Below are 22,605 nucleotides of genomic sequence, written 5' to 3' on the forward strand. Positions count from 1 at the left end.
GATCCCCAGTAGATCTTGCTACCAGAGCCAATATCGGCGCTGAACCCGGCTCCAGTAGCAAGATCCTCGGCCTGAAGCCGGACACCGGTCCCACTGGCCCCATGAGAAGCAGCGCGTAAGCGCCACTCGGAGGCCGACCGCACACCTGTCACCTTTGAGGCTCAATGCCCTGCCGGGAGTGCCGGGGCCCGGAGGATGTGCACACACCTGCCACCCCTGAGACTCAATGCCCTGCCGGGAGTGTGCGGGGCATGCCGCGCCTGCGCCCGCGGCAGGAGCGAGCAGCCGCGCACACGCCTCGACCGTTGGTCGCAATGAGGCACCCCAGGGGGTGGGTAGTTGTAGTTGCCCTTGATCCCGTTCCTTTGGGCTGCCAGGGGCCTCGGGGGAGCGGGTGGTTCGTCGATGCGGGTCGGGTCAGCCCGGCGGACAGGGCCGGAACGCACACCCCGAGGCGCCGTGCCCAACCCATCACAACGCGTCCACATCCACGCCAAGATCAAGGATCGGGGCGGTGCCGAAGGGTTGCGTGAGGGCCCGGCCGGGCTACGATCCCGGCCCCGACGGACCACCACCCCCGAGGCAACACCACAGAACACACAACACCCCGCACCTCCCCGAACTCAAGGGTGCTGCGGGGCCGCTGGACCCAGCCCCGGTACTCCGGCCAGGTCACGTCCGAAAGGGCCAGGTCGGCGCGCACCCGTGCGCGTACCGGACGGGAGGTCTCCATTGAGGGTGGTGGAGGGAGGCGGTTGGGCCACGGGTGGGCGAGGGGGCTTGCAACGCACCCGGGCCCGGCATTCTTCCCGTGCAGGTGAGGCGGAAATCGACCCTTGACCTCAACAAAGCTTCAGGTAAGAGGCTGTGGGTGTCAGATCGAGAACACGCACACCGGGAGTCCGACATGACATCCACCGAACCCACCCGCACCAGTCGCCCGGCACCGGGGAACACTCGCCGCACCGCGCTGAACTGGTGGCAGGCCGTCCTCTTCGGGGCCGGCGCCGCGACCGTGCTCAACCTGCTCGTGTGGGGTGCGGCGCAAGCCTCAGGGGCCACGCTCGCCCTGGTGGAGCCCGGAGAGCCGGACTACGTCATCCAGGCCGGCTCCGTGGTCTCCTCGTCGATCGCGCCCATGGTGCTCGGCATCGTCCTGGCCTCGGTGATCGCACGCTGGTGGACCGGCGTCCTCCGGCTCGCCCAGGTGCTGGGTGCCCTGATGGCCGTGGGCACGCTCTGGAGCGTGTTCGCCTACGGGGCCGACGCGGCGACGATCACCTCGCTCACCCTGATGCACCTGATCTCCGGCACCGTGGTCGTGCTCGCACTGGAGGGCCTGCGCCGGCACGTGCTCGCCGCGCGCCGGGCGCCCTGACGGGGACTCTGCACGGCCGGCGGTGCAGCAGGAAGCGCCCGGATCCGAGGTCCTCCCGGATCCGGGCGCCTCTCGTGCGCCGGCGCACGGATGAGTGGGGTACGCGCGGTGCGCGCTCAGACGGGCGCAGGCCTGAGCAGCTGCCGCCGCATGCGTGTGAAGAGCTTCGGGTTGTTCATGGCGAAGACCCCGGTGGTGCTACCCGCGCGCCGGTAGGCGGCCACGAAGGAGCGGCTCTCCTCCGAGCCTTCGACCACCTCGACCTCGTCGGCGTCCTCGGTGTGTCCGGCGACCTGCAGGCGGCACCCGTACTGGTCCGACCACACGTACCGGGAGGGCCGGTACTCGGCCACCGTCGCGCCGGCCAGCAGGTTGCGCACTGCCGTACCGGGCTGTTCCGATGCATTGGTCCAGTGTTCGTGGCGCACCACCTGGCCGGAGGCCGACCGGTACCGGGCCACGTCCCCCACGGCGACCACGTTCGGGGCCGAGGCCACCAGCCCGGCGTCGCACACCAGGCCGTCGTCCACCTCCAGACCCGAACCGGCCAGCCATTCAGTGGCCGGACGCATTCCGACCCCGAGCACGACCACGCTCGCCGGAACCCGGGTGCCGTCGGCCAGGACCAGCCCCGTCACCCGTCGCCCCGACCCGCTCGGGGCGCTGGTGAACTCCTGCACCCCCGCGCCGCACCGGAGCGTGACCCCGTGTTCGGCGTGCAGGCCGGTGCACATCCCCGCCATGCGCGGCCCCAGCGCACGCACCAGGGGCTCGCGCGCCGCCTCGACCACGGTGACCTCCAGCCCGAGCGCCCGGCAGGTGGAGGCGGCCTCGGTCCCGATCCAGCCCGCACCGACGACCGCGACCGGGCCGGGGTTCTCGGCCAGGTCCGAGCGCAGGGCGAGGGTGTCCTCGATGGTGCGGACCGTGTGCACCCCTTCGATCCCGTCGGTGCCCGGTACGGTCCTGGCCCGACCGCCGGTGGCCACGACCACACCGTCCGTGGCGACTTCGGTCCCGTCCGACAGTGCGACCGTGCCCGCGGTGGTGTCCAGGCCGGTGGCCCGTACGCCCAGGCGCCACTGTGCGTCCAGGTCGTCGAAGTCGGACTGCTCGCCCAGGGCCAGGGACGCGGTGTCGGCGGTCCCGGCGAGGAACTGCTTCGAGAGCGGGGGGCGGTCGTAGGGCAGGTGGGGTTCCTCGCCGACGACGACGAGCCGTCCCTCGAACCCCTGCGCCCGCAGGTGCTCTGCCGAACGCATGCCGGCGAGTGAGGCGCCGACCACGGTGACCGTCCTCATGCGACCGCCTCCTGCTCCACGAGCTGCACGTAGATGTGGCCGCCGTCGACCACGACCGGGTGGGTGCGGACGGGTTTCTTCGCGGGCAGGCAGCTCGGCATCCCCGTACGGAGGTCGAACATCGCTTCGTGCAGGGGGCACTCGACGAAGCAGTCCTCCAGCCAGCCTTCGGAGAGCGAGGCGTCCTGGTGGGAGCAGGTGTCGTCGATCGCGTACAGGTGGCCGTCGGCGTTGAACACCGCGATCGGGACGTCGGCGTCGATGCGGACCGACTCGCCCATGGGCAGGTCCTCCACGGCGCATGCGGCAAGCAGCATCGGAACCCTCCGTTGCGTAATGAGGAACGCTCTGTGTAATGCGCAACATCATCGTGCGGTTCCGCTCGAGAACGCGTCAAGGGGTTCGGTGGGAATTGCTGATGTCCGTTCTGCGTGCTTACTGTTTCTCTATGGGAAACTCCGAGCGCAAAGATTCGATGATCGTGCAATCGGTCGACCGTGCGGTCGCTGTCCTCGAATTCCTCCTGCGTCAGGGGGAGGCGGGCATCACCGAGATCGCTGCCGAGCTGGGCGTGCACAAGTCCACGGCCTCACGGCTGGTGTACACGCTCCAGTCGAAGGGGCTCGTCGAGCAGGACGGCGAACGCGGCCGGTTCACCATCGGCTTCGCCATGCTTCGGTTCGCCGGGGCCGTGACCAGGCAGATCGACGTCGGGCGCCTGGGTACTCCGCTCTGTGAGGAGCTCGCGCAGCGCCTCGGTGAGACCGTCAACATCGCCGTCCTGGACGGCATGAGCGCCGTCAACGTCAGTCAGGCGCGGGGATCGTCGGCGATCGCGGCCCAGAACTGGACGGGGCAGCGCACCGCACTGCACGCCACCTCCAGCGGCAAGATCCTGCTGGCGTCCATGACCGAGGACGAGCGGGAGGAGTTCCTCGGCGGCGACCTGCCCTCCTACACCGCGCGCACCATCACCGACCCCGACGAACTGCGGCCCGTGCTGCAGGCGGTGGGCGAGGACGGGTACTCCACCAGCTTCGAGGAGCTCGAGCCCGGCCTGCACGCGTGCGCGGTCCCGGTGCGCGGTCCGGGTGAGTCGGTCATCGCGGCCATCAGCGTGTCCGGTCCCTCCTACCGGCTCTCCAACCGGCGCGTGCGGCAGCTGGCCCGGGAGCTGGACTCGGCCGCGCGGGAATTCTCCGGAAGACTCGGCCACGTGGAACGCTGACCCGAATTGTCGTTTTTCCTCTTCAGAGGGTGGGGGCCGGGTTCCGGTCCCCACCCTTTTTCGGTTGTGTCCGGGGCATGAAAAGCGGGGTCTCCGAACCTTTTCTGCGGGGGTTGACAGCGCCTTCTCGTGTACATCACATTGGTTCCTACGTCGTTGCGCATCCCGCATCGTGTTGTATATACAGCAACACCGGAGGCACAGGAGGGCCGTCATGGCCACGCAGCCCCATGTCGTCGTCATCGGCGCGGGAACCGTCGGTTGCGCCCTCGCGGACGAGCTGAGTCTTCGCGGGTGGACCAGGGTCACCGTCCTGGAACAGGGGCCGCTGCCCACGGCCCGCGCCTCCCCCGAACACCCCCGAGGTCCCGCCTTCCTCTTCCGGGGCGGCCCGTGCAAGACCCTGTCCGCGTGTGCGGTACGCAGTGCCGAGACCTACGCGGGTCTCACCGTCGACGGGCGCCCCCTGTTCCGGAACCTGGGAGGGCTGGAACTGGCGACCACCCCGCAACGGTGGGACGGCCTCAAACACCGACACGGGTGGGCCACGTCCTGGGGCGTGGAAGCGTCGCTGCTCACCCCCGGACAGTGCGCCGGCCTCCACCCGGAGCTCGGGGCGGCCCCGCTCCTCGGCGGTCTGTACACCCCCGGCGACGGCACCGTCGACCTGGACGGAGCCGCCCGCGCCCAGGTCGAACGCGCGGTCGAACGCGGGGTGCGGTTCCTGCCGTTCCACCGGGTGACCGGCATCGAACGCCGGGTCGACCGCGTACGCGCCGTCACCACCGAACACGGCAGTTTCCGCGCCGACGCCGTCGTCTCCTGCGCGGGCGCCTCGGGCCCGGCCATCGCCGCGACCGTGGGCCTCCCGCTGCCCGTCACCGACCTGCCGCACCGGTACCTGCACACCGCCCCGTGGCCCGAGGAGGGTGAAGGGTTCGACGCGCGCGGGCCGATCCTGCGGCACGGGGACACCGCCCTCAGTACCGGCCGCCGCGCCGGTTCCCCGCATCTGTGGGCCCACGGGTACCGGACCGAGCCCGACGGGGACACCGGGGCCGCGGTCCCCGGCTGGGGCCCCGTCGCCGACCTGGTGCCCGGGCTCGCGGGGCGGACGGACGCCCACACCGTGCCCGGCGAGGCCCTGGCCACCGCCGACGGCCACCCCCTGCTCGGAGAGCACCCCGCCCTCGGCGGTTTCTGGGTCGTCCAGGCGGTGGGCGCCTCCCACGCCGCGGGGGTGGCCGCGTCGGTGGCCGAATGGATCGTCGACGGCAGGCCCCGGGACGACCTGCACTGCTGCGAACTCGACCGGTTCGACGAGGTCCAGAGTTCCCCCGTCTACGTGCACCGGCACAGCCGGCTCGCCCGCACCGCTCTGCACACCGGGGTGCGTGTCCCGCGCCCGACCGACGGGGACCGCCCCCTGCGGACCTCGCCCTTCCACGAACGCCAGCTGGAACTGGGTGCCCGCTCCGTTGAGTCCGCCGGCTGGGAGTGCCCGCAGTGGTACGACGCCAACGCAGCCCTGCCCGAGGTCGAAAGGGTCGTCGAACGCCACGGGTGGCCCGATCGCGACCGTTCGCCCGTCGTGGGCGCCGAGGCGTTGGTGGCCCGCGCACGTGCGGCCCTGTTCGACCTGACCCCGCGCACCCGGGTGGAGATCAGCGGCCCCGAGGCCCTGAGTTTCCTGCAGACGATGACCACCAACGAGGTCGACCGTGAACCGGGCGCTGTCGTGTACACCCTCATGCTCGACGACGACGGCAGAGTCCGCGGTGAACTGGCCGTCGTGCGCCGGGACGAGGCACGGTTCCTCGTCGGGGCGGACGGCACCACCGGCGTCGACTGGCTGCGCAGGCACCTGCCCCGCAACGGCAGCGTGCACCTGCGCGACCTCACCGCGGGCACCTGTTGCCTCGGGCTGTGGGGGCCGCAGGCGCAGGCCCTGATGCAGCAGCTCTGCGCACACGACCTGTCCGATCACAGCCCCGGGCTGCCCCGGGCGCTGCGCCTGCACCTGGGTGCTGCGCCGGTCGTCGCACTGCACACCGCCGGCATCGGCGAACCCGAATGGGAACTGCACACCAGTGCCGATCTCGGGCGGCTCCTGTGGGACACCCTGTGGGAGGCCGGCCGCGACCAAGGCCTCATCGCCGCCGGGCGCGCGGCCTTCGACAGCCTGCGCCTGGAGGAGGGCCACCGCTCCTGGGGCAGGGACGTGACCACCGAACACGATCCCCACGAGGCCGGCCTGGGCCACCTCGTGCGCATGGGCAAGGGGTACTTCCGCGGCAAGGAGGCCCTGGAGGAACGCGCCGGAACCCCTGCCGCCCGGCAGCTCACCCGGCTGATGATCGACGACCCCCGCGCGAGTGTCGGAGGGGCCGACCCGGTCCACGCCGACGGTGCTGTGGTCGGACACGTGACCCGTGCCGACATCGGATACACGGTCGGCACCGGCATCGCCCACGCCTGGCTGCCCACGTCCCTGGCAGCCCCGGGACAGGGCGTGGGGATCACACACCTGGGGGAGCGGGTGAAGGCCACCGTGGCCGCCGACCCCCGGCCCGTCACCGAGACCACCCGCGCCTGACCCGCTGCATGGCCCGGCCCGCCCGCGCTCCGCCCCTCCTGCACCTGCCCCACCGTCCCCTGCCCTCCTGCACCCGCCCTGCCGACCCCCGGCCCCTGACCCGGCCGGTGCCACCGAGTTCCGGAGTTCCGAACACCGCGCAAGGAGCCCCCCGTTGACCGAAGGCACGTCCGTGCATACCCCGGCCGCCGACGAGGCCCCCGCCGACAGCCTCGTCCCGACCCTGCCCGGCACCGACTACACCGACCCCGGAACCTTCCGGCTCGAACAGGAGCACATCTTCGAGGCCCAATGGTTCTGCGCGGTGCGTAGCTCCGACCTGGACAAACCGGGCGCGTTCCGCACCGTGCAGATCGGCCGGGAGAGCGTGATCGTCACCCGCGCCCGTGACGGGAAACCCCGAGCCTTCCTCAACGTGTGCCGGCACCGCGGCGCCCGCCTGTGCATGGAGGAATCGGGCGCGGTCAAGCGCTCCTTCCAGTGCCCCTACCACGCCTGGACCTACGGGCTCGACGGCAAGCTCGTCGCCGCACCCAACCTCACCTCGATGCCCGACATCGACCGCACCGCCTACGGGCTGCAGCCCCTGAACCTGACCGAATGGCTCGGTTACGTGTGGGTGTGCCTGGCCGACGACCCGCCCTCGTTCGAGGAGACCGTCGTCGCCGACGTCGTCGCACGCCTGGGCAGCACCGCCGCCATCGACAACTACGGCATCGACGGGCTCACGGTGGGCAAACGCATCACCTACGACGTGCAGGCCAACTGGAAGCTCATCATCGAGAACTTCATGGAGTGCTACCACTGCGCCACGATCCACCCGGAACTGACCGAGGTGCTGCCCGAGTTCGCCGACGGTTACGCCGCCCAGTACTACGTGGGGCACGGTGCGTCCTTCGGTGAGGACGTCGAGGGCTTCACCGTCGACGGCAGCGAGGGGTTCGGCCGGCTCGACGGGGTGAGCGAGGAACAGGACCGCAGCTACTACGCGATCACGGTGCGCCCGCAGGTGTTCGTCAACCTGGTGCCCGACCACGTCATCTTCCACCGCATGTACCCGGTGGCCGTCGACCGCACCATCGTCGAGTGCGACTGGCTCTACACGCAGGAGGTCGTCGACAGCGGCAAGGACCTGTCGCGGTCGGTGGAGATCTTCCACCGCGTCAACCAGCAGGACTTCGACGCGTGTGAGCGGTGCCAGCCGGCGATGTCGTCGCGCCAGTACGCCGGGGGAGGGGTCCTCGTCCCCTCCGAACACCACATCGGGGAGTTCCACACCTGGGTCGAGGCGGCCATCGCCCCCGGCCGCACCTGACCGGAGACCGGCACAGGAGCAGCACACGGCGCGGTCCCCCTCGGGGCCGCGCCGTGCTTGCGTCTGAGCACCCGGTCGGGACCGGCCCCGGGGTGGGAACGTGCCCGCGGCACACATCGCACGGCAGAAACGCACGGCGCGGCCGTTCCGGGCCGCGCCGTGCGGGACGTGGGCCCCGGCGTGCCGGGGCCCGGGTTCACCAGCCGCGTTCGACCCAGGCGTCGAACTCGGCCCGGACCGCGCCGATCGTGGTCGATTCACCGTGGCCCGGATGCACCACCGTCTCGTCCGGCAACGGGAGGAGATGGTGGCGGATGGACTCCACGATCACGCCGAAGTCCGAGTACGAACGCCCGGTCGCCCCGGGGCCGCCGGCGAAGAGGGTGTCGCCGGTGAAGACCGTGCCGAGGGTGGGGGAGTACGCGCACACCGATCCCGGCGCGTGCCCCGGGGTGTGGATGATCCGGAACTGTGCCCCGCCCGCCCGGAGCTCCTGGTCGTGGGTGAGCTTGCCGTCCGGGGATCGTTCCGGGTGTGTGAGGTCCCACAGCACCCGGTCATCGGGGTGCAGCAGTACCGGCGCACCGGTCTCGTCGGCCAGCTCCGGGGCCCGGCGCACGTGGTCGTCATGGGCGTGGGTGCACAGCACCGCGCGCACGCTGCGCCCGTCCACCAGGTCGAGGATGGTGTCGACCTCGTGCGGCGCGTCGACGACCAGGCACTCCCGGTCGTCTCCCACCACCCACACGTTGTTGTCGACGTCGTGGGTCGCCCCGTCCAGGGTGAACGTGCCCGAGGTGACCGTGTGTTGGATCCGGGCCGCCATCAGAGCGTCACCACCGAACGCAGCACCTCGCCGCGGTGCATGCGGTCGAAGGCATGCTCGACCCGGTCCAGCGCGATCTCCTCGGTCACGAACTCCTCCAGGGGCAGCCGGCCCTGCTGGTACATCTCCACCAGCATCGGGAAGTCCCTGCTCGGCAGGCAGTCGCCGTACCAGCTGGACTTGAGTGCGCCGCCGCGCCCGAAGACGTCGAGCAACGGCAGCTCCAACGTCATCTCCGGGGTCGGGACGCCCACCAGCACGACCGTTCCGGCCAGGTCGCGGGCGTAGAACGCCTGCTTGTAGGTCTCGGGCACCCCGACCGCGTCGACCACGACGTCGGCGCCGTGCCCGCCGGTGAGCTCCCGGACCGCCTCCACCGTGTCGGTCTCGCCCGCGTTGACGGTGTGGGTGGCACCGAACGTGCGGGCCCACTCCAGCTTCGCCGGGTCGGTGTCCACGGCGATGATGCGCCGGGCACCGGCCAGCTGCGCCCCGGCCACGGAGCCGTTGCCGACCCCGCCGCACCCGATGACGGCCACGGAGTCGCCCGGGCCGGCCTGCCCGGTGTTGACGGTCGCGCCGATGCCCGCCATCACACCGCAGCCCAGCAGCCCGGCCACCGCGGGGCGGGCCGAGGGGTCGACCTTGGTGCACTGGCCCGAGTGCACGAGCGTCTTCTCGGCGAAGGCGCCGATGCCCAGAGCTGGGGACAACGGGGTGCCGTCCTCGAGGGTCATGGGCTGTGCCGCGTTGTGGGTCTCGAAACAGTACTGCGGCCTGCCGCGGGCGCAGGCGCGGCAGTTCCCGCACACCGCGCGCCAGTTCAGGACGACGAAGTCCCCGGGCGCGACGTCGGGGACACCCTCGCCCACGGCGTCGACGATCCCGGCGGCCTCGTGCCCGAGGAGGAACGGGTACTCGTCGCTGATCCCGCCCTCCCTGTAGTGCAGGTCGGTGTGGCAGACCCCGCAGGCCTGGATCCGGACCACGGCCTCACCCGGGCCCGGGTCGGGCACGTTGATGTCGACGACCTCGACGGGTTCGCCCTTGCCGCGGGCGACCACGCCACGCACGACGGTCATGGTGTACTCCCTCTTCTTTCGGGGACTCGGTGTTCGGGTCTTGCGAAGGGATCGCTCTCACGCGAGAGCCGCGCGGCCCCCGTACTCGGCGGCCGCGTCGGCCGACCAGTCCGCGAGGTGGCGGGCGAAGGACGAACGGACCAGGACCCAGAAGACCGGGGTCGACCCGTGGCGCCGGATCAGGGTCACCTCCGTGCGCGCCAGCAGCGTCTGCGCGCACCTGCCCGGGCCGAAGGAGGACGGGTGCAGGTCGAGCGAGCAGCCCTTGTTCAGGAACTCCTCGGAACGGGGTCCGGCGATCTCCACCACCGTGCGCTGCCCGGACACGTCCACGACCGCGCCGTGATCGCCGTCCAGGGCCTTGTGCAGCGCCTCTTCCACGTCCGGGGCACGTCCCTGCTCACCCACCACGAGCCACTCGTCCGGCCCCATCCACAGCACCAGGAGGTCCCCGGCGACGGCGGACGCGCCGGGACCCGGAAGGGGCGAGCCCAGGGCGTCACCGACCCGTGCGGCAGCTGCACCCTCCGGCTCGACGCGCAGGGCGATCTGCGTCAGGAAGGGGATCTCCCCGATGTCCAGGGCCCCCGGAACGGAGGTCCCGGCCAACAGTCCCGCCCGGGATGCCAGGGGCGATTCGCCGGTGAAATCAGCCATCGCGGCGTGCTCCTTCCTTGTCGTAGAAGACGTGGTCGGTGATCTCGGCCGCGACGAGCCGGTCGCCGGCCGTGGCGTGCACCGTGTCGCCGATCCGGTCGCGCCCGGACTCGACCAGGGCCAGGGCGAACCCGCGCTCCAGCACCGCACTGCGGTAACTGGAGGTGACGTGGCCCAGCATCGGGACCGGGGGCGCCGGCAGCTCGGCGTGCTCCACGACCTGGGCCCCCTCGGCCAGTACCAGGCCCGGGTCGGCGGGCAGCAGGCCCACCAGCTGCTTGCGGTCGGTGCGTGCGGTGTCGGCACGGGTGAAGGAGCGCTTGCCCAGGAAGTCGTCCTTCTTCTTCGAGACGGCCCAGCCCATGCCCAGGTCGTACGGGGTCACGGTGCCGTCGGTGTCCTGGCCGACGATCGGCAGGCCCTTCTCCGCACGAAGGACGTGCATCGTCTCGGTGCCGTAGGGCGTGATACCCAGGGGCTCGCCCGCCTCGACGAGCGCCTCCCAGACCTCGCGCCCGTTCCACCACGGCACGCTCACCTCGAAGGCGAGCTCACCCGAGAAGCTGATCCGGAAGACCCTGGCCCCGTGTCCGGCGACCGTGCCGTCCTTCCAGGACATGAACGGGAACTCGTCCCTGTCCAGCTCCATACCGGGCGCCACCCGCGACAGGACCTCGCGCGAGCGCGGGCCCGCGAGCGCGATGGTGGCCCAGTGCTCGGTCACCGACGTCAGATGCACCCGCAAGTGGGGCCACTCGGTCTGCAGCCAGTCCTCCAACCACTGCAGGACCCCGGCCGCGCCGCCCGACGTGGTCGTGATCAGGTACCGGTGCTCCCCGGTACGCGCCACCGTGCCGTCGTCGAAGACCATGCCGTCCGCGTGGCACATCAGGCCGTAGCGCACGCGCCCGACCTTCAGCGTGCTCATCCTGTTGGTGTAGACGAGGTCGAGGAACTCGGCGGCGTCCGGGCCCTGCACATCGATCTTGCCCAGCGTCGACACGTCCTGGATGCCCACGCCCCCACGCACCGCGCCGCACTCGCGCAGGACCGCGGCCTCCATGTCCTCGCCCCCGCGCGGGTAGTACCAGGGGCGCTTCCACTGGCCCACGTCCTCGAACGGTGCGCCCTGCTCGACGTGCCAGTCGTGGATCGAGGTGACCCGTACCGGGTCGTACAGTTCGCCCCGCTCGCGCCCGGCCAGAGCGGCGAAGGCCACGGGGGTGTAGGGCGCCCGGAACGTGGTCGTGCCGATCTCGCCCGTGCTGCGCCCCAGGAGCTCGGTGATGACCCCGCTCGCCAGGGTTCCCGAGGTCTTGCCCTGGTCGTGCGCGGTGCTCAAGGTCGTGTACCGCTTGATGTGCTCGACCGATTCCATGCCGGCCCCGATCGCCCGCCGGATGTCGGCGACAGTGGTGTCCCGGGCCAGGTCCACGTACTGCGTGTCCCCGGTGGAGTCGGTGGGGGAGGGCACCAGCCACACGGTGCGGNCGGGGGAGTTCGGCCGGCCCGGCAGTCAGCCCGCAGGCCACGGCGGCCCTGGCGCCCGCGTCCGCGCCGCTGTCCAGGCACGCGTCGGTGGCGGGTTCCCCGGCCGCGGAACCGGCCGACCGCACCGAAGGAGGGAACTCGTCGGGCACGAACGCGCCCAGGTCCTCGGAGAAGCGCAGGCTCCCGCGCGCCTGGCTGTGCAGGTGCACCGCGGGGTTCCAGCCGCCCGAGACCAGGAGGGTGTCGCATGCGAGGCGCGTGTGCTCCGCGCCGGGTGCCGCCTCGTCCTGCCACCACGGCGCCACACGGGCCTGGTCGATGCGCTCCCGGCCGGAGGTGGTCACGACCGCCGACCCGGGCATGAGCGTGATCCCGCGTTCGGTGCACAGCGACTCCCAGGGCGGGGGCACGGACCCGCGGGCATCCACGACCGCCGCGATCTCCACGCCTGCGTCGTGCAGGTCCACGGCGGCCGCGTACGCACTGTCGTCGGTGGTGAACACGGCCACCCGCTCGCCCGGTACGACCCCGTACCGGTGCAGGTACGTGCGCGCGGCGCCGGCGAGCAGGATCCCGGGCCGGTCGTTGCCGGAGAAGACCAGCGGCCGCTCGTGCGCGCCCGTGGCGTGCACGACCTCGCGGGCGCGGATGCGCCACACGCGCTGACGGGTGTGGGCGTGCTCGCCCCGGTGCTCGAGGGCGACGAGGTAGTTGTCCTCGTAGTGCCCGAAGACGGTGGTGCGGTGAAGCTGCCGGACCTCGGGGTAGCGGTCCAGTTCGGCCACGGCCTGCCGCACCCAGGTGTCGGCGGGCGCGCCGTCCAACTGCTCCGAGCTTCCGAGCAGTGCGCCGCCGAACCCGGTGTCCGCGTCGGCGACGATCACCCGGGCCCCGCTGCGTGCCGCTGTCAGCGCCGCGGCCAGACCGGCGGGCCCGGCCCCGACAACGAGTACGTCGCAGTGGGCGTGCATGTGGTCGTACCGTGCGGGGTCCGGTCCGGTGGCCAGGCGCCCCTGTCCGGGCAGCCCGGTGGCGGCCAGACCGTCGGTGAGCCGGACCGTGGTCGCGATCTGCATCGGTTCGGGGAAGGGCTCGTCGATCTGCACGAGCGCGTTCGGTTCTTCGACCCCCGCGGCCATGATCCCCCGCGGGCGCCCGTGTTCGATGCTGGTGGCGACCTTGTGTACCCCGCTGGCCAGCAGGGCCGAGGCGAGGGTGTCGCCCTCGTACCCCTGGTACTCGCGGTCGTCGAAGGTGAAGCGCAGCGGACGGTCGCGGTCGATCCGTCCCCCGGCCTGCAGCCTGAACCCGTTGCTCACTGGGCCACCGTCCTCGTGTCGTCGCGGTCGAGAACCCGGTTGGTGACGGTGTCGCGCCGGAGGCCGAACCAACGGCGGCACCCGGCCGCGTGGAGCCAGCGCTCGGCGAACTCGCCCCGGGGGTTGTCGCGGAAGAACAGGAACTCCGCCCAGTCCTGGTCGGAGACGGCCTGCGGGTCCTGCGGGTAGGCCACGCCGGCCTGCCCGCCGTAGTGGAACTCGATCTCGTCGCGCAGCCCGCACCACGGGCAGGGGATGAGCATCATCTGGACTCCTAGTGGGCGACACCGGAGGCGCCGTGCTCGTCGACGAGCGCGCCCGTGGTGAAGCGGTCGAGGGAGAAGGGGGCGTTGAGGGGGTGGGGGCTGTCGTTGGCGATGGTGTGGGCGAAGCACCAGCCCACGCCCGGTGTCGCCTTGAACCCGCCGGTGCCCCAACCGCAGTTGACGTAGAGGCCTTCGAAGGGCGTCAGGCCGACGATCGCCGAGGCATCGGGGGTGACGTCGACGACGCCTCCCCAGGTGCGCAGCACGTGCGCCCGGGCGAACATCGGGAACAGCTCGACCGCGGCGGCCATCTGCCGTTCGATCGTGTGGAAGGCACCCCGCTGCGAGTAGGAGTTGTAGGTGTCGATGCCGGCGCCGAGCACGAGCTCTCCCTTGTGGGCCTGGGAGACGTAGACGTGCACGGCGTTGGACATCACCACGGTGGGGTGCACCGGCTCCAGCAGCTCCGAGACCAGAGCCTGCAACGGGTGGCTCTGCACCGGCAGGCGCAGGCCGAGGGTGTCGGCGAGCACGGACGAGTGGCCCGCGGCCGCCATCGCGACCTTGCCCGCCCGGATCGGGCCGCGGGTGGTCTCGACCCCGATGACCCGATCGCCGACCCGCTCGAACCCGGTGACTTCGCAGTTCTGGATGATGTCGACGCCCATACGGTCGAGCGCGCGGGCGAAACCCCAGGCCACGTGGTCGTGCTTGGCGATCCCGGCCCGCGGTTGCCACGTGGCGCCCATGACCGGGTACCGCAGGTTCTCGGAGGTGTCGATGATCGGACAGATCTCGGCGACCTGGCCGGGGTCGAGCCACTCGGCGTCGATGCCGTTGAGGCGGTTGGCGTTGACCCGGCGCACGCTGTCGCGCACGTCCTGCAGGGAGTGTGCAAGGTTGAGCACGCCCCGCTGGGAGAACAGGAGCGGGTAGTCGAGCTCGTCCTCGAGACCTTCCCACAGCTTCAGGGAGTGCTCGTAGAGCCCGGCGCTCTGGTCCCACAGGTAGTTGGACCGGATGATGGTGGTGTTGCGGGCCATGTTGCCGCCCGCGAGCCAGCCCTTCTCGAGCACGGCGATGTCGGTCATCCCGTGGTTCTTGGCCAGGTAGTAGGCGGTGGCCAGTCCGTGCCCGCCGCCGCCCACGACCACCGCGTCGTAGGAGCCCTTGGGATCGGGGGAACTCCACAACCAGTCGGGGTGTTCGGGCAGGTCGGCTCCGGGGGTGCGCGGCGCCATCAGAAAGCTCCGTCCGTGTGCGGGTAGAGGGGGAAGTCGGCGGCGAGCTTCTCCACGCGCGTGCGCAGGGCACTCGCCGCGGCCTCGTCCAGAGCCGGGTCGAGGGCCTCGGCGATGACGTCGGCGACCTCGGTGAACTCGGTGGCGCCGAAGCCGCGTGAGGCCAGGGCCGGGGTGCCGATGCGCAGACCCGACGTGACCATCGGCGGGCGCGGGTCGTCGGGCACCGCGTTGCGGTTGACGGTGATCCCGATCCGGTGGAGGCGGTCCTCGGCCTCCCTGCCGTCGAGTTCGGAGTCGCGCAGGTCGACCAGGACCAGGTGTACGTCGGTGCCGCCGGAGACCAGGCGCACACCCCTCCGTGTGCAGTCCTCGGCCGAGAGCCGGTCGGCCAGGATCCGGGCACCCTCGACCGTGCGGTGCTGGCGTTCGGCGAACTCGGGTTCGGCGGCGAGCTTGAACAGCACCGCCTTGCCGGCGATGACGTGTTCGAGCGGACCGCCCTGCTGGCCGGGGAAGACCGCGGAGTCGAACTTCTTGGCCAGGGCCTCGTAGGCCGACATCACGGCCCCGCCGCGGGGCCCGCCCAGGGTCTTGTGTGTGGTCGTGGTGACCACGTGGGCGTGGGGGAGCGGATCGGGGTGCAGGCCGGCTGCCACGAGTCCGGCGAAGTGGGCCATGTCCACCATCAGGTAGGCCCCGACCTCGTCGGCGATCTCCCGGAACCGGGCGAAGTCCAGCTGCCGGGGGTGGGCCGACCAGCCCGCGACGATCAGCCGCGGACGCTTCTCGCGGGCCAGACGGGCGACCTCGTCCATGTCGACCCGGTGGTCCGGGCCGACGTGGTAGGGCACCACGTCGTAGAGCTTGCCGGAGAAGTTGATGCGCATGCCGTGGGTGAGGTGGCCGCCGTGGGCCAGGTCCAGACCCATGATGGTGTCGCCCGGGGCGAGCAGGGCCGACATCGCGGCGGCGTTGGCCTGCGCGCCCGAGTGGGGCTGCACGTTGACGTAGGCGGCACCGAACAGGGCCTTGGCACGGTCGATGGCCAGCTGCTCGACGACGTCGACGTTCTCGCAGCCGCCGTAGTAGCGCTTGCCCGGGCGGCCCTCGGCGTACTTGTTGGTCAGCACCGAGCCCTGCGCCTCGAGGACCGCCTCCGGGGCGAAGTTCTCCGAGGCGATCATCTCCAGCGTGGAGCGTTGCCGGTCCATCTCGGCGTCGACCGCGGCGGCGACCTCGGGGTCGACCGCCGACAGTCGGCCATGGGGGAGGCCGGCGACAGCGGTCTCGGATGAGGGGGTCATGGGGTTTCCTTCCACGCGGGGAACCGGGGAGGGGAGAAGGCCGGACGACCTGGTGAGCAACAGAAACTGATCTGACATATCAGTTGGCGCTCAGCATAAGGAGGCGTCCCGAGGCAGCGCAAGGGTCGATTTTTCGTCCGGTCGATTTTTCGGTGGGCTCTTGACCCCGGGATTTTCCGGAGCCTAATGTGCCGTCCATCTGATATATCAGTCTGCTGACGACCTGCCGGCACCTCGGAGGGCCACCGCGAACCTCCGAGGGCCCACGGCGGAACCGCCCGCCCGCGCTCCTCTCCACCGAGAGCCCGCCCGAACCGTCCCTGCTCCCGCTCTCACGCCTCTCACTCCGGGCCGGGTCCCCTCGCGCCCGCGCACGATCACCCAGGGCATCCACGGGTGACCACGAGTTAGGAGACCCCCATGAGTCCCACCCCCCGCGTCGTCATCGTCGGGGCCGGCATCGTCGGCGCCAACCTCGCGGACGAACTCACCACGCGCGGCTGGAACCGCGTCACCGTGGTCGACCAGGGGCCGCTGCCCCTCACCGGCGGCTCGACCTCGCACGCGCCCGGCCTCGTCTACCAGACCGGCCCCTCCAAGACGATGACCGCGTTCGCCCAGTACACGGTCGAGAAGCTCCGGGGGCTGGACGTGGACGGCGCCTGGTGTTTCAACCAGGTCGGCGGCCTGGAGATCGCCACGACCCCCGAGCGCCTCGCCGACCTGCACCGCAAGCAGGGCTGGGCCACCTCCTGGGGTGTGCCGGGGACCGTGGTCGGCCCCGAGGAGTGCGCCCGGCTGCACCCGCTCCTCGATCCCGACGAGGTGCTGGGCGGGTTCCACACCCCCACGGACGGGCTCGGCAAGTCTTCACGCGCCGTGATCGCCCTGGCCCGCCGGGCCCAGGCCGCGGGTGCGGAGTTCCGCGGCTCCACCCGTGTGCTCGGCGTCGACCAACAGGGCGGCCGGGTCACCGGAGTGCGCACCGACCAGGGCGACATCCCCGCCGACATCGTGGTCTCCTGCGCCGGCTTCTGGGGCCGCCGGGTGGGCGACATGGTCGGCATGAAGGTGCCGCTGCTGCCCATGGCGCACCAGTACGCCCGCACCGACCAGATCCCCGAACTGGTCGGACACAACGACGAGCTCTCCGAGGCCCGCCTGCCGATCCTGCGCCACCAGGACCACGACCTCTACTACCGCGAACACAACGACCGCATCGGGATCGGTACTTATGCGCACCGCCCCATCCCGGTCTCCCTCGCCGACCTGCCCGAGACCGAGGACGGTTCGACCTCGGAGGAGGCCATGCCGTCCATGCTCCCCTTCACCGACGACGACTTCGCGCCCTCCTGGGAACAGAGCAAGCGCCTGCTGCCCTCCCTGAGCACGGCCAAGGTCGAGGACGGTTTCAACGGGGTCTTCTCCTTCACCCCCGACGGCGGGCCCCTGATCGGGGAGTCCCCCGACGTCGCCGGGTTCTGGATCGCCGAGGCCGTCTGGGTCACACACTCCTCCGGTGTGGCCCGATCCGTGGCCCAGCTGCTCGTCGACGGCCGGAGCGAGGTCGACCTGCACGGGTGCGACGTGCACCGGTTCGACGAGATCGAGACCGTCGACGACTACGTCGAGGAGACGTCCAAGCAGAACTTCATCGAGATCTACGACGTCACGCACCCCTCCCAGCCCAAGCTGTCACCGAGGGACCTGCGCGTGAGCCCCTTCCACGCACGCCAGCGCGAGCTCGGCGCGTTCTTCCTGGAGAGCCACGGCTGGGAGCGCCCGCAGTGGTACGAGGCCAACGCCCCACTGGTCAAGGAACTGCCCAACCATTGGTATCCGCGCCCCCGCGATCCCTGGTCGGCGATGTACCACTCGCCCATCGCGGCCGCCGAGGCGTGGAAGACGCGCAACGCCGTCGCGATGTACGACATGACCCCGCTCAAGCGCCTGGAGGTCACCGGACCCGGGGCGACCGCCTTCCTCGACCGCCTCACCACCAGCAAGATGGACCGCGTGCCCGGCTACGTCGCCTACACGCTCCTGCTCGACCAGGCCGGAGGCGTGCGCAGCGACATCACCGTCGCCCGGCTCGACGCGCACACGTTCCAGGTCGGCGTCAACGGCAATCTCGACCTGGACCGTCTGCGCCGCGAGCTGCCCGCCGACGGCAGTGTGCAGATCCGCGACGTCACCGGCGGGGCCCGTGGNTGGCATCGGCGTCTGGGGCCCGCTCGCCCGCGACCTCGTCCAGCCACTGAGCCGCGACGACTTCTCCGACGAGGGCCTGAAGTTCTTCCGGTGCATGCGTGCCCACGTCGGCGGCATCCCCGTCACGGTGCTGCGGGTGTCCTACGTCGGTGAACTGGGCTGGGAGATCTACACCAGCGCCGAGTACGGCCAGAAGCTCTGGGACGTGCTCTACGGGGCCGGGCGGGAGCTCGGCGTCGCCCCCGCCGGCCGGGCCGCGTTCAACAGCCTGCGCCTGGAGAAGGGCTACCGCGCCTGGGGGGCGGACATGAACACCGAGCACAACCCCTACGAGGCCGGGATCGGTTTCGCCGTGCGCATGGGTAAGAAGGGCGACTTCATCGGGCGCGAGGCAGTGGAGGCCATCGACCCCGACGCGGTGTCCAGGCGGCTGACCTGCCTGACCGTGGACGACGGCCGCAGTGTCCTGATGGGTTCCGAGCCCGTGCTGCTCGGTGGCGAGCCGGCCGGCCACGTCACCTCCGCGGCCTTCGCCCACACGCTCGGCATGCCGGTCGCCTACGCGTGGCTGCCCTCCTCGGCCGTACCCGGCACACCCGTGGAGATCCAGTACTTCGACCGCAGGGTCAGGGCCACGGTCGCCGCCGAACCCCTGCTCGACCCGGAGATGAAGCGGATCCGCCGCTGACCGGCGCCCGACCCTGCCCCCCACCACCGAAGGACGCCATGCGGTCCGACACCGTCGACACCTACCTCAACGAGCTCGCTGCACGTGTGCCCGCACCGGGCGGAGGGGCGGCCGGTGCGCTGCACGCCGCCCAGGGGGCGGCACTGGTCGGAATGGTCGCCCGCTACAGCAACGGGTCCACCCGGCCCGAGGAGGCCACCACCGTCGAGCGGGTGCGCGAGAGCGCGGACACCCTGCGCGAGCGCGCGCTCGTCCTGGCCGAACAGGACGTCTCGGCGTTCCGCGGTGTGAGCCGGGCCTACCGGATGCCGAGGTCCACACCCGAGGAGAAGGGGGCCCGCAGCCGGGCGATCGCCGGTTCCCTGTCCGAGGCCGGCCGAGTCCCGGCCGAGGTCGTCGAGGTCGCCGCCCGCGTCGCCGACCTGGCCGAGCACCTGCGTCCGCTGTGCAATCCGAACCTCGTCTCCGACATCGCCGCTGCCGCGGAGGCCGCCCGGGCAGCTGCAGCCACCTCACGGGTCAACGTCGAGATCAACCTGTGTTCGGGTGCGGAGATCCCGAACCGGGACGAGCTGGCCGGCGCGGTGGCGGCCACCGACGACGTGCTCCGCAGGGCCGACGAGACCACCGAAGCAGTCAGGGAGCAGATCCTCCGATGACCACACTTCCCTCCCCAGCGATGAAGTCCCTCGACGGCACCGGGGTGGCCCGCGGGATCCGCGCCGAGGTCGCCGCCGCCGCCGTCGAACTCAACCTGACCGGTCTCACACCGAGGCTGGCCCTCGTGGTCGCCACCGACCACGGTTCCAGCGCCTGGTACGTGCGCCAGATCGCCCGGGCCGCCTCGGCCGCGGGACTCCTGTGCGACGTGGTCGATCTCGGCCCGGCCGCGGGCCCGGAACAGATCCGGACCGCCCTGGCCCGGCTCAGCGCCGACCCCGCCGTGCACGGGGTCATGCTGCAGACACCCTTGCCCGCCGACGCCGACTTCGGTGACCTGGCGGGCGCCATCGACCCGGCAAAGGACGTCGACGGGGCCAACCCCGTCTCCCAGGGGCGCCTGGCGGCAGGGCTCCCCGCGCATCCGCCGGCCACCGCCGCCGCGGTGCTGGCCCTGCTCGACCACTGCGAGATCCCCGTGCTCGGACGCTCGTGTGTGGTCGTGGGGCACTCGGACGTGGTCGGCAGGCCCGTGGCGCAGCTGCTGTTGCGCCGCGACGCCACCGTGACGGTATGCCACCGCCACACCGAGAATCTGGAGGGCTACACACGCACCGCCGACGTCCTGGTCGTGGCAGTGGGAAGGCCCGGGCTCATCACCGCCGACCACGTCGACCGGGACGCCGTCGTCATCGACGTCGGGACCACGCCCACCCCCGACGGAGGCCTGGCCGGCGACGTCGACCACGCCGACGTCGACGGGCGGGTCCGTGTCCTGAGCCCGGTCCCGGGCGGCGTCGGCCCGGTCACCACCGCGCAGCTGCTCCGGCACACGGTGCGCAGCGCAGCCGCGCTGGGTGGACGCGGGTGAGAGCCCGGCTGCGGGTGCCTGGCGGGGGCGGCGGGACGGGCCGCCCCCGTTCAGGTGACTGCGCGGATGGCCTTCTCGAAACCGATGACGTGCTCGCGCGCGAGCTCGGAGACCATGTCGCCCTCGCCGTCGGCGATGCCGCGCAGGAGGGCCACATGCTCGCTGATGTGCCGGTCCAGCCTGCTGAGCCGGTCGATGAACAGGCAGAAGAGCCGCGTCGCCAGGTTGTGGTAGCGCAGGAGCGTGTCCTCCAGGTGCGGGTTGGCCGCGGCCCGGTAGATGCTCCGGTGCACCCGCAGGTCCCAGCGCATGAGCTCGCTGCGGTCGGTGTTCTCCACGTCCAAGGCCTCGATCCGGTCGGCGAGCTCGGAGAGCTGCTGCCCGGTACCGCGCCCGGCCACTTCGGCGGCCCGGCGTGCGGCCACGGGTTCCAGGTTCACCCGGATCTCGCTGATGTAGGCCAGGTCGCTGATGTCCACCCCGGTCGCGAACGTGCCGCGGCGGGGATAGGAGACCACCAGCCGCTCGGTCTGCAGCCGCTTGAGGGCTTCGCGGACCGGGGTGCGGCCGATGCCCAGCGACTCGCTCAGGACCCCGTCGTCGATGGGTGCCATCGGCGGGATCTCCAGCATGATCAGTCGCTCCTGGATCTCGGCGTAGGCGCGGTCGGCCAGCGACATGGACGGCGGTTCGAGCTCCTTGGGGGTCGCGATCATGCGCCCATCCTAGGACCTGGCGCCGCAGCCCCAGAACAAGTCGACATCAAAGCGATACAACTAATATTTCAGGGGCAAAAGTGACTATCTCCGTGTTCGACCTGTTCAAGGTAGGAATCGGCCCGTCCAGTTCTCACACGGTCGGTCCGATGAAAGCGGCCCAGCTCTTCGTCTCACGGCTGGCCGAGAACGCGACCCTGGCAGACACCGCGACCGTGTGCTGTGAACTCTTCGGCTCACTCGGGGCCACCGGACACGGGCACGGCAGTGTCGGGGCCGTGGTGCTCGGCCTGATGGGGGAGCAACCGCACCTCGTGGACCCGATCGGGGCCGAACCCGCCGTGCGCGCCGTGCGGGAAGAGGGGGGGATCGCCCTCCACGGCCGCCACAGGATCCGGTTCGACGTCGGCGAGGACGTGGTCCTGCACCGCAATCGGCGCCTGGACTTCCACAGCAACGGCATGGTCTTCCGAGCCCGGGACACCGAGGGGGAGCTGCTCGAGCGCCGCGAGTACTACTCCGTCGGCGGCGGGTTCGTGCTCGACGAGGACGAGACCGGAAGCCCCGTCCTCGTCCAGGACACCACCCCCGTCCCCCATCCCTTCACCACCGGCGACGGGCTGCTCGCCCGCACCCGGGAGAGCGGTCTGCCGTTCAGCGGAGTCATGCTCGCCAACGAGCGTGCCCACCGCGGCGACCGGGAGATCCGCGAGGGCCTGCTGCAGATCCGTGCGGTCATGCACGAGTGCGTCGACAACGGCACCCGCGCGGAGGGTTCCCTGCCCGGCGGCCTCAAGGTGAGGCGCCGAGCCCGGGAACTCCGTGCCCGCCTGGAGAGCGAACCGGCCGCGGGCGGGGCCGACCCCATGGAGTGGATCACGCTCTACGCGCTCGCCGTCAACGAGGAGAACGCGGCGGGCGGCCGTGTGGTGACCGCGCCCACCAACGGCGCCGCCGGCATCGTTCCCGCCGTCCTGCTCTACGCCGAGCGTTTCCTGCCCGGGTTCGACGAGGACGCGGCGGTGCGCTTCCTGCTCACCGCCGGGGCGATCGGGCTCGTGTTCAAGGAGAACGCGTCCATCTCCGGGGCCGAGGTCGGCTGCCAGGGCGAGGTCGGGTCGGCGTGCTCCATGGCGGCGGGTGCGCTCGCCGAGGCGCTCGGCGGCACGCCCGAACAGGTGGAGAACGCCGCCGAGATCGGCATCGAACACAATCTCGGCCTGACCTGCGACCCCGTCGGCGGGCTCGTCCAGATCCCCTGCATCGAGCGCAACGCCGTCGCCTCGGTCAAGGCCGTCACCGCCGCGCGCATGGCCCTGCGTGGCGACGGGCAGCACCACGTCTCCCTCGACAAGGCCGTCAAGACCATGCGCGAGACGGGCGCCGACATGAAGGACAAGTACAAGGAGACCGCCCGCGGCGGGTTGGCTCTCAACATCGTGGAGTGCTGAG

Annotated in this window: 18 protein-coding genes and 1 pseudogene; 9 read left to right on the plus strand and 10 right to left on the minus strand. The window is 71.4% G+C overall.

The genetic code is table 11. The annotated features are described in order from the left end of the window. The first annotated feature begins 907 nt into the window (after positions 1-907). A complete protein-coding gene (locus tag D474_RS0123400) occupies positions 908-1,378 on the plus strand; it encodes a DUF6069 family protein (RefSeq protein ID WP_017615910.1) in 471 nt (156 codons plus the stop codon). A gap of 116 nt (positions 1,379-1,494) precedes the next feature. On the opposite strand, the gene D474_RS0123405 is transcribed toward D474_RS0123400, so the two are convergent. Continuing rightward, the gene (locus D474_RS0123405; RefSeq protein ID WP_017615911.1) at positions 1,495-2,679 is read right to left on the minus strand and encodes an NAD(P)/FAD-dependent oxidoreductase; all 1,185 of its coding nucleotides are present in this window, start codon (positions 2,677-2,679) and stop codon (positions 1,495-1,497) included. Next, on the minus strand, positions 2,676-2,996 hold the full coding sequence (locus tag D474_RS0123410) for a bifunctional 3-phenylpropionate/cinnamic acid dioxygenase ferredoxin subunit (protein ID WP_017615912.1): 321 nt from the start codon (positions 2,994-2,996) through the stop codon (positions 2,676-2,678). Before D474_RS0123410 ends, D474_RS0123405 begins: the two co-directional genes overlap by 4 nt. Positions 2,997-3,154: 158 nt before the next feature. Between D474_RS0123410 and D474_RS0123415 the strand changes: the two genes are divergently transcribed. The 3 genes from D474_RS0123415 (at position 3,155) to D474_RS0123425 (ending at position 7,818) form a co-directional block, all read left to right on the plus strand. Next, a complete protein-coding gene (locus tag D474_RS0123415) occupies positions 3,155-3,907 on the plus strand; it encodes an IclR family transcriptional regulator (protein ID WP_017615913.1) in 753 nt (250 codons plus the stop codon). 214 nt (positions 3,908-4,121) lie between these two features. Beyond that, on the plus strand, positions 4,122-6,503 hold the full coding sequence (locus D474_RS0123420) for an FAD-dependent oxidoreductase (protein WP_017615914.1): 2,382 nt from the start codon (positions 4,122-4,124) through the stop codon (positions 6,501-6,503). 154 nt (positions 6,504-6,657) lie between these two features. Beyond that, on the plus strand, positions 6,658-7,818 hold the full coding sequence (locus D474_RS0123425) for an aromatic ring-hydroxylating oxygenase subunit alpha (protein ID WP_017615915.1): 1,161 nt from the start codon (positions 6,658-6,660) through the stop codon (positions 7,816-7,818). 196 nt (positions 7,819-8,014) lie between these two features. Here D474_RS0123425 and D474_RS0123430 read toward each other — a convergent pair whose 3' ends face one another. From D474_RS0123430 to glyA, 7 genes and pseudogenes are all read right to left on the minus strand, one after another. Next, entirely contained in the window at positions 8,015-8,644 is a 630-nt protein-coding gene (locus D474_RS0123430) for an MBL fold metallo-hydrolase (RefSeq protein ID WP_017615916.1), read from the minus strand. Beyond that, positions 8,644-9,726: an S-(hydroxymethyl)mycothiol dehydrogenase gene (locus D474_RS0123435; protein ID WP_017615917.1), complete on the minus strand. Its 1,083-nt coding sequence runs from the start codon at positions 9,724-9,726 to the stop codon at positions 8,644-8,646. Before D474_RS0123435 ends, D474_RS0123430 begins: the two co-directional genes overlap by 1 nt. Before the next feature lie 57 nt (positions 9,727-9,783). Further along, positions 9,784-10,383 carry a sarcosine oxidase subunit gamma gene (locus tag D474_RS0123440; protein WP_017615918.1) on the minus strand — a complete coding sequence of 200 codons (600 nt, stop codon included), beginning with the start codon at positions 10,381-10,383 and terminating at the stop codon, positions 9,784-9,786. Continuing rightward, a pseudogene (locus tag D474_RS34365) lies at positions 10,376-13,193 on the minus strand (2Fe-2S iron-sulfur cluster-binding protein). The gene D474_RS0123440 and the pseudogene D474_RS34365 overlap by 8 nt, the downstream one beginning before the upstream one ends. After that, positions 13,190-13,459: a sarcosine oxidase subunit delta gene (locus D474_RS0123455; RefSeq protein ID WP_017615921.1), complete on the minus strand. Its 270-nt coding sequence runs from the start codon at positions 13,457-13,459 to the stop codon at positions 13,190-13,192. The pseudogene D474_RS34365 and the gene D474_RS0123455 overlap by 4 nt, the downstream one beginning before the upstream one ends. A gap of 8 nt (positions 13,460-13,467) precedes the next feature. Next, positions 13,468-14,700, minus strand: a complete 1,233-nt coding sequence (locus tag D474_RS0123460) for a sarcosine oxidase subunit beta family protein (protein WP_017615922.1) — start codon at positions 14,698-14,700, stop codon at positions 13,468-13,470. Beyond that, a complete protein-coding gene (glyA, locus tag D474_RS0123465; RefSeq protein ID WP_017615923.1) occupies positions 14,700-16,007 on the minus strand; it encodes a serine hydroxymethyltransferase in 1,308 nt (435 codons plus the stop codon). Before glyA ends, D474_RS0123460 begins: the two co-directional genes overlap by 1 nt. A gap of 420 nt (positions 16,008-16,427) precedes the next feature. Here glyA and D474_RS29800 point away from each other — a divergent pair, with 420 nt between their 5' ends. The 4 genes from D474_RS29800 to D474_RS0123480 are packed head-to-tail and all read left to right on the plus strand — an operon-like array spanning position 16,428 to position 20,437. Beyond that, positions 16,428-18,371 (plus strand): FAD-dependent oxidoreductase, encoded by a 1,944-nt coding sequence (locus D474_RS29800; RefSeq protein ID WP_449289371.1) that lies wholly within the window; start codon positions 16,428-16,430, stop codon positions 18,369-18,371. After that, complete coding sequence (locus tag D474_RS34475) at positions 18,265-18,906, plus strand: aminomethyltransferase family protein (RefSeq protein ID WP_449289372.1); 642 nt, start codon at positions 18,265-18,267, stop codon at positions 18,904-18,906. Before D474_RS29800 ends, D474_RS34475 begins: the two co-directional genes overlap by 107 nt. Positions 18,907-18,944: 38 nt before the next feature. Next, positions 18,945-19,565: a cyclodeaminase/cyclohydrolase family protein gene (locus tag D474_RS0123475; RefSeq protein WP_017615924.1), complete on the plus strand. Its 621-nt coding sequence runs from the start codon at positions 18,945-18,947 to the stop codon at positions 19,563-19,565. Next, positions 19,562-20,437 (plus strand): bifunctional 5,10-methylenetetrahydrofolate dehydrogenase/5,10-methenyltetrahydrofolate cyclohydrolase, encoded by an 876-nt coding sequence (locus tag D474_RS0123480; protein WP_026118742.1) that lies wholly within the window; start codon positions 19,562-19,564, stop codon positions 20,435-20,437. The genes D474_RS0123475 and D474_RS0123480 overlap by 4 nt, the downstream gene beginning before the upstream one ends. A gap of 50 nt (positions 20,438-20,487) precedes the next feature. On the opposite strand, the gene D474_RS0123485 is transcribed toward D474_RS0123480, so the two are convergent. Next, positions 20,488-21,153: a GntR family transcriptional regulator gene (locus D474_RS0123485; RefSeq protein WP_017615926.1), complete on the minus strand. Its 666-nt coding sequence runs from the start codon at positions 21,151-21,153 to the stop codon at positions 20,488-20,490. A gap of 80 nt (positions 21,154-21,233) precedes the next feature. On the opposite strand from D474_RS0123485, the gene D474_RS0123490 reads away from it, so the two are divergent. Then, positions 21,234-22,604 (plus strand): L-serine ammonia-lyase, encoded by a 1,371-nt coding sequence (locus tag D474_RS0123490; RefSeq protein WP_026118743.1) that lies wholly within the window; start codon positions 21,234-21,236, stop codon positions 22,602-22,604. The last annotated feature ends 1 nt before the right edge of the window (position 22,605 follow it).

The organism is Nocardiopsis salina YIM 90010 (genome assembly GCF_000341025.1).
In the GTDB taxonomy this organism is placed as follows: Bacteria; Actinomycetota; Actinomycetes; order Streptosporangiales; family Streptosporangiaceae; genus Nocardiopsis; species Nocardiopsis salina.

Coding starts and splice junctions, on each gene's coding strand:
- D474_RS0123400 (WP_017615910.1), top strand. CDS start 908: ATGACATCCACCGAACCCACCCGCACCAGTCGCCCGGCACCGGGGAAC.
- D474_RS0123405 (WP_017615911.1), bottom strand. CDS start 2,679: ATGAGGACGGTCACCGTGGTCGGCGCCTCACTCGCCGGCATGCGTTCG.
- D474_RS0123410 (WP_017615912.1), bottom strand. CDS start 2,996: ATGCTGCTTGCCGCATGCGCCGTGGAGGACCTGCCCATGGGCGAGTCG.
- D474_RS0123415 (WP_017615913.1), top strand. CDS start 3,155: ATGATCGTGCAATCGGTCGACCGTGCGGTCGCTGTCCTCGAATTCCTC.
- D474_RS0123420 (WP_017615914.1), top strand. CDS start 4,122: ATGGCCACGCAGCCCCATGTCGTCGTCATCGGCGCGGGAACCGTCGGT.
- D474_RS0123430 (WP_017615916.1), bottom strand. CDS start 8,644: ATGGCGGCCCGGATCCAACACACGGTCACCTCGGGCACGTTCACCCTG.
- D474_RS0123435 (WP_017615917.1), bottom strand. CDS start 9,726: ATGACCGTCGTGCGTGGCGTGGTCGCCCGCGGCAAGGGCGAACCCGTC.
- D474_RS0123440 (WP_017615918.1), bottom strand. CDS start 10,383: ATGGCTGATTTCACCGGCGAATCGCCCCTGGCATCCCGGGCGGGACTG.
- D474_RS0123455 (WP_017615921.1), bottom strand. CDS start 13,459: ATGATGCTCATCCCCTGCCCGTGGTGCGGGCTGCGCGACGAGATCGAG.
- D474_RS0123460 (WP_017615922.1), bottom strand. CDS start 14,700: ATGGCGCCGCGCACCCCCGGAGCCGACCTGCCCGAACACCCCGACTGG.
- glyA (WP_017615923.1), bottom strand. CDS start 16,007: ATGACCCCCTCATCCGAGACCGCTGTCGCCGGCCTCCCCCATGGCCGA.
- D474_RS0123475 (WP_017615924.1), top strand. CDS start 18,945: ATGCGGTCCGACACCGTCGACACCTACCTCAACGAGCTCGCTGCACGT.
- D474_RS0123480 (WP_026118742.1), top strand. CDS start 19,562: ATGACCACACTTCCCTCCCCAGCGATGAAGTCCCTCGACGGCACCGGG.
- D474_RS0123485 (WP_017615926.1), bottom strand. CDS start 21,153: ATGATCGCGACCCCCAAGGAGCTCGAACCGCCGTCCATGTCGCTGGCC.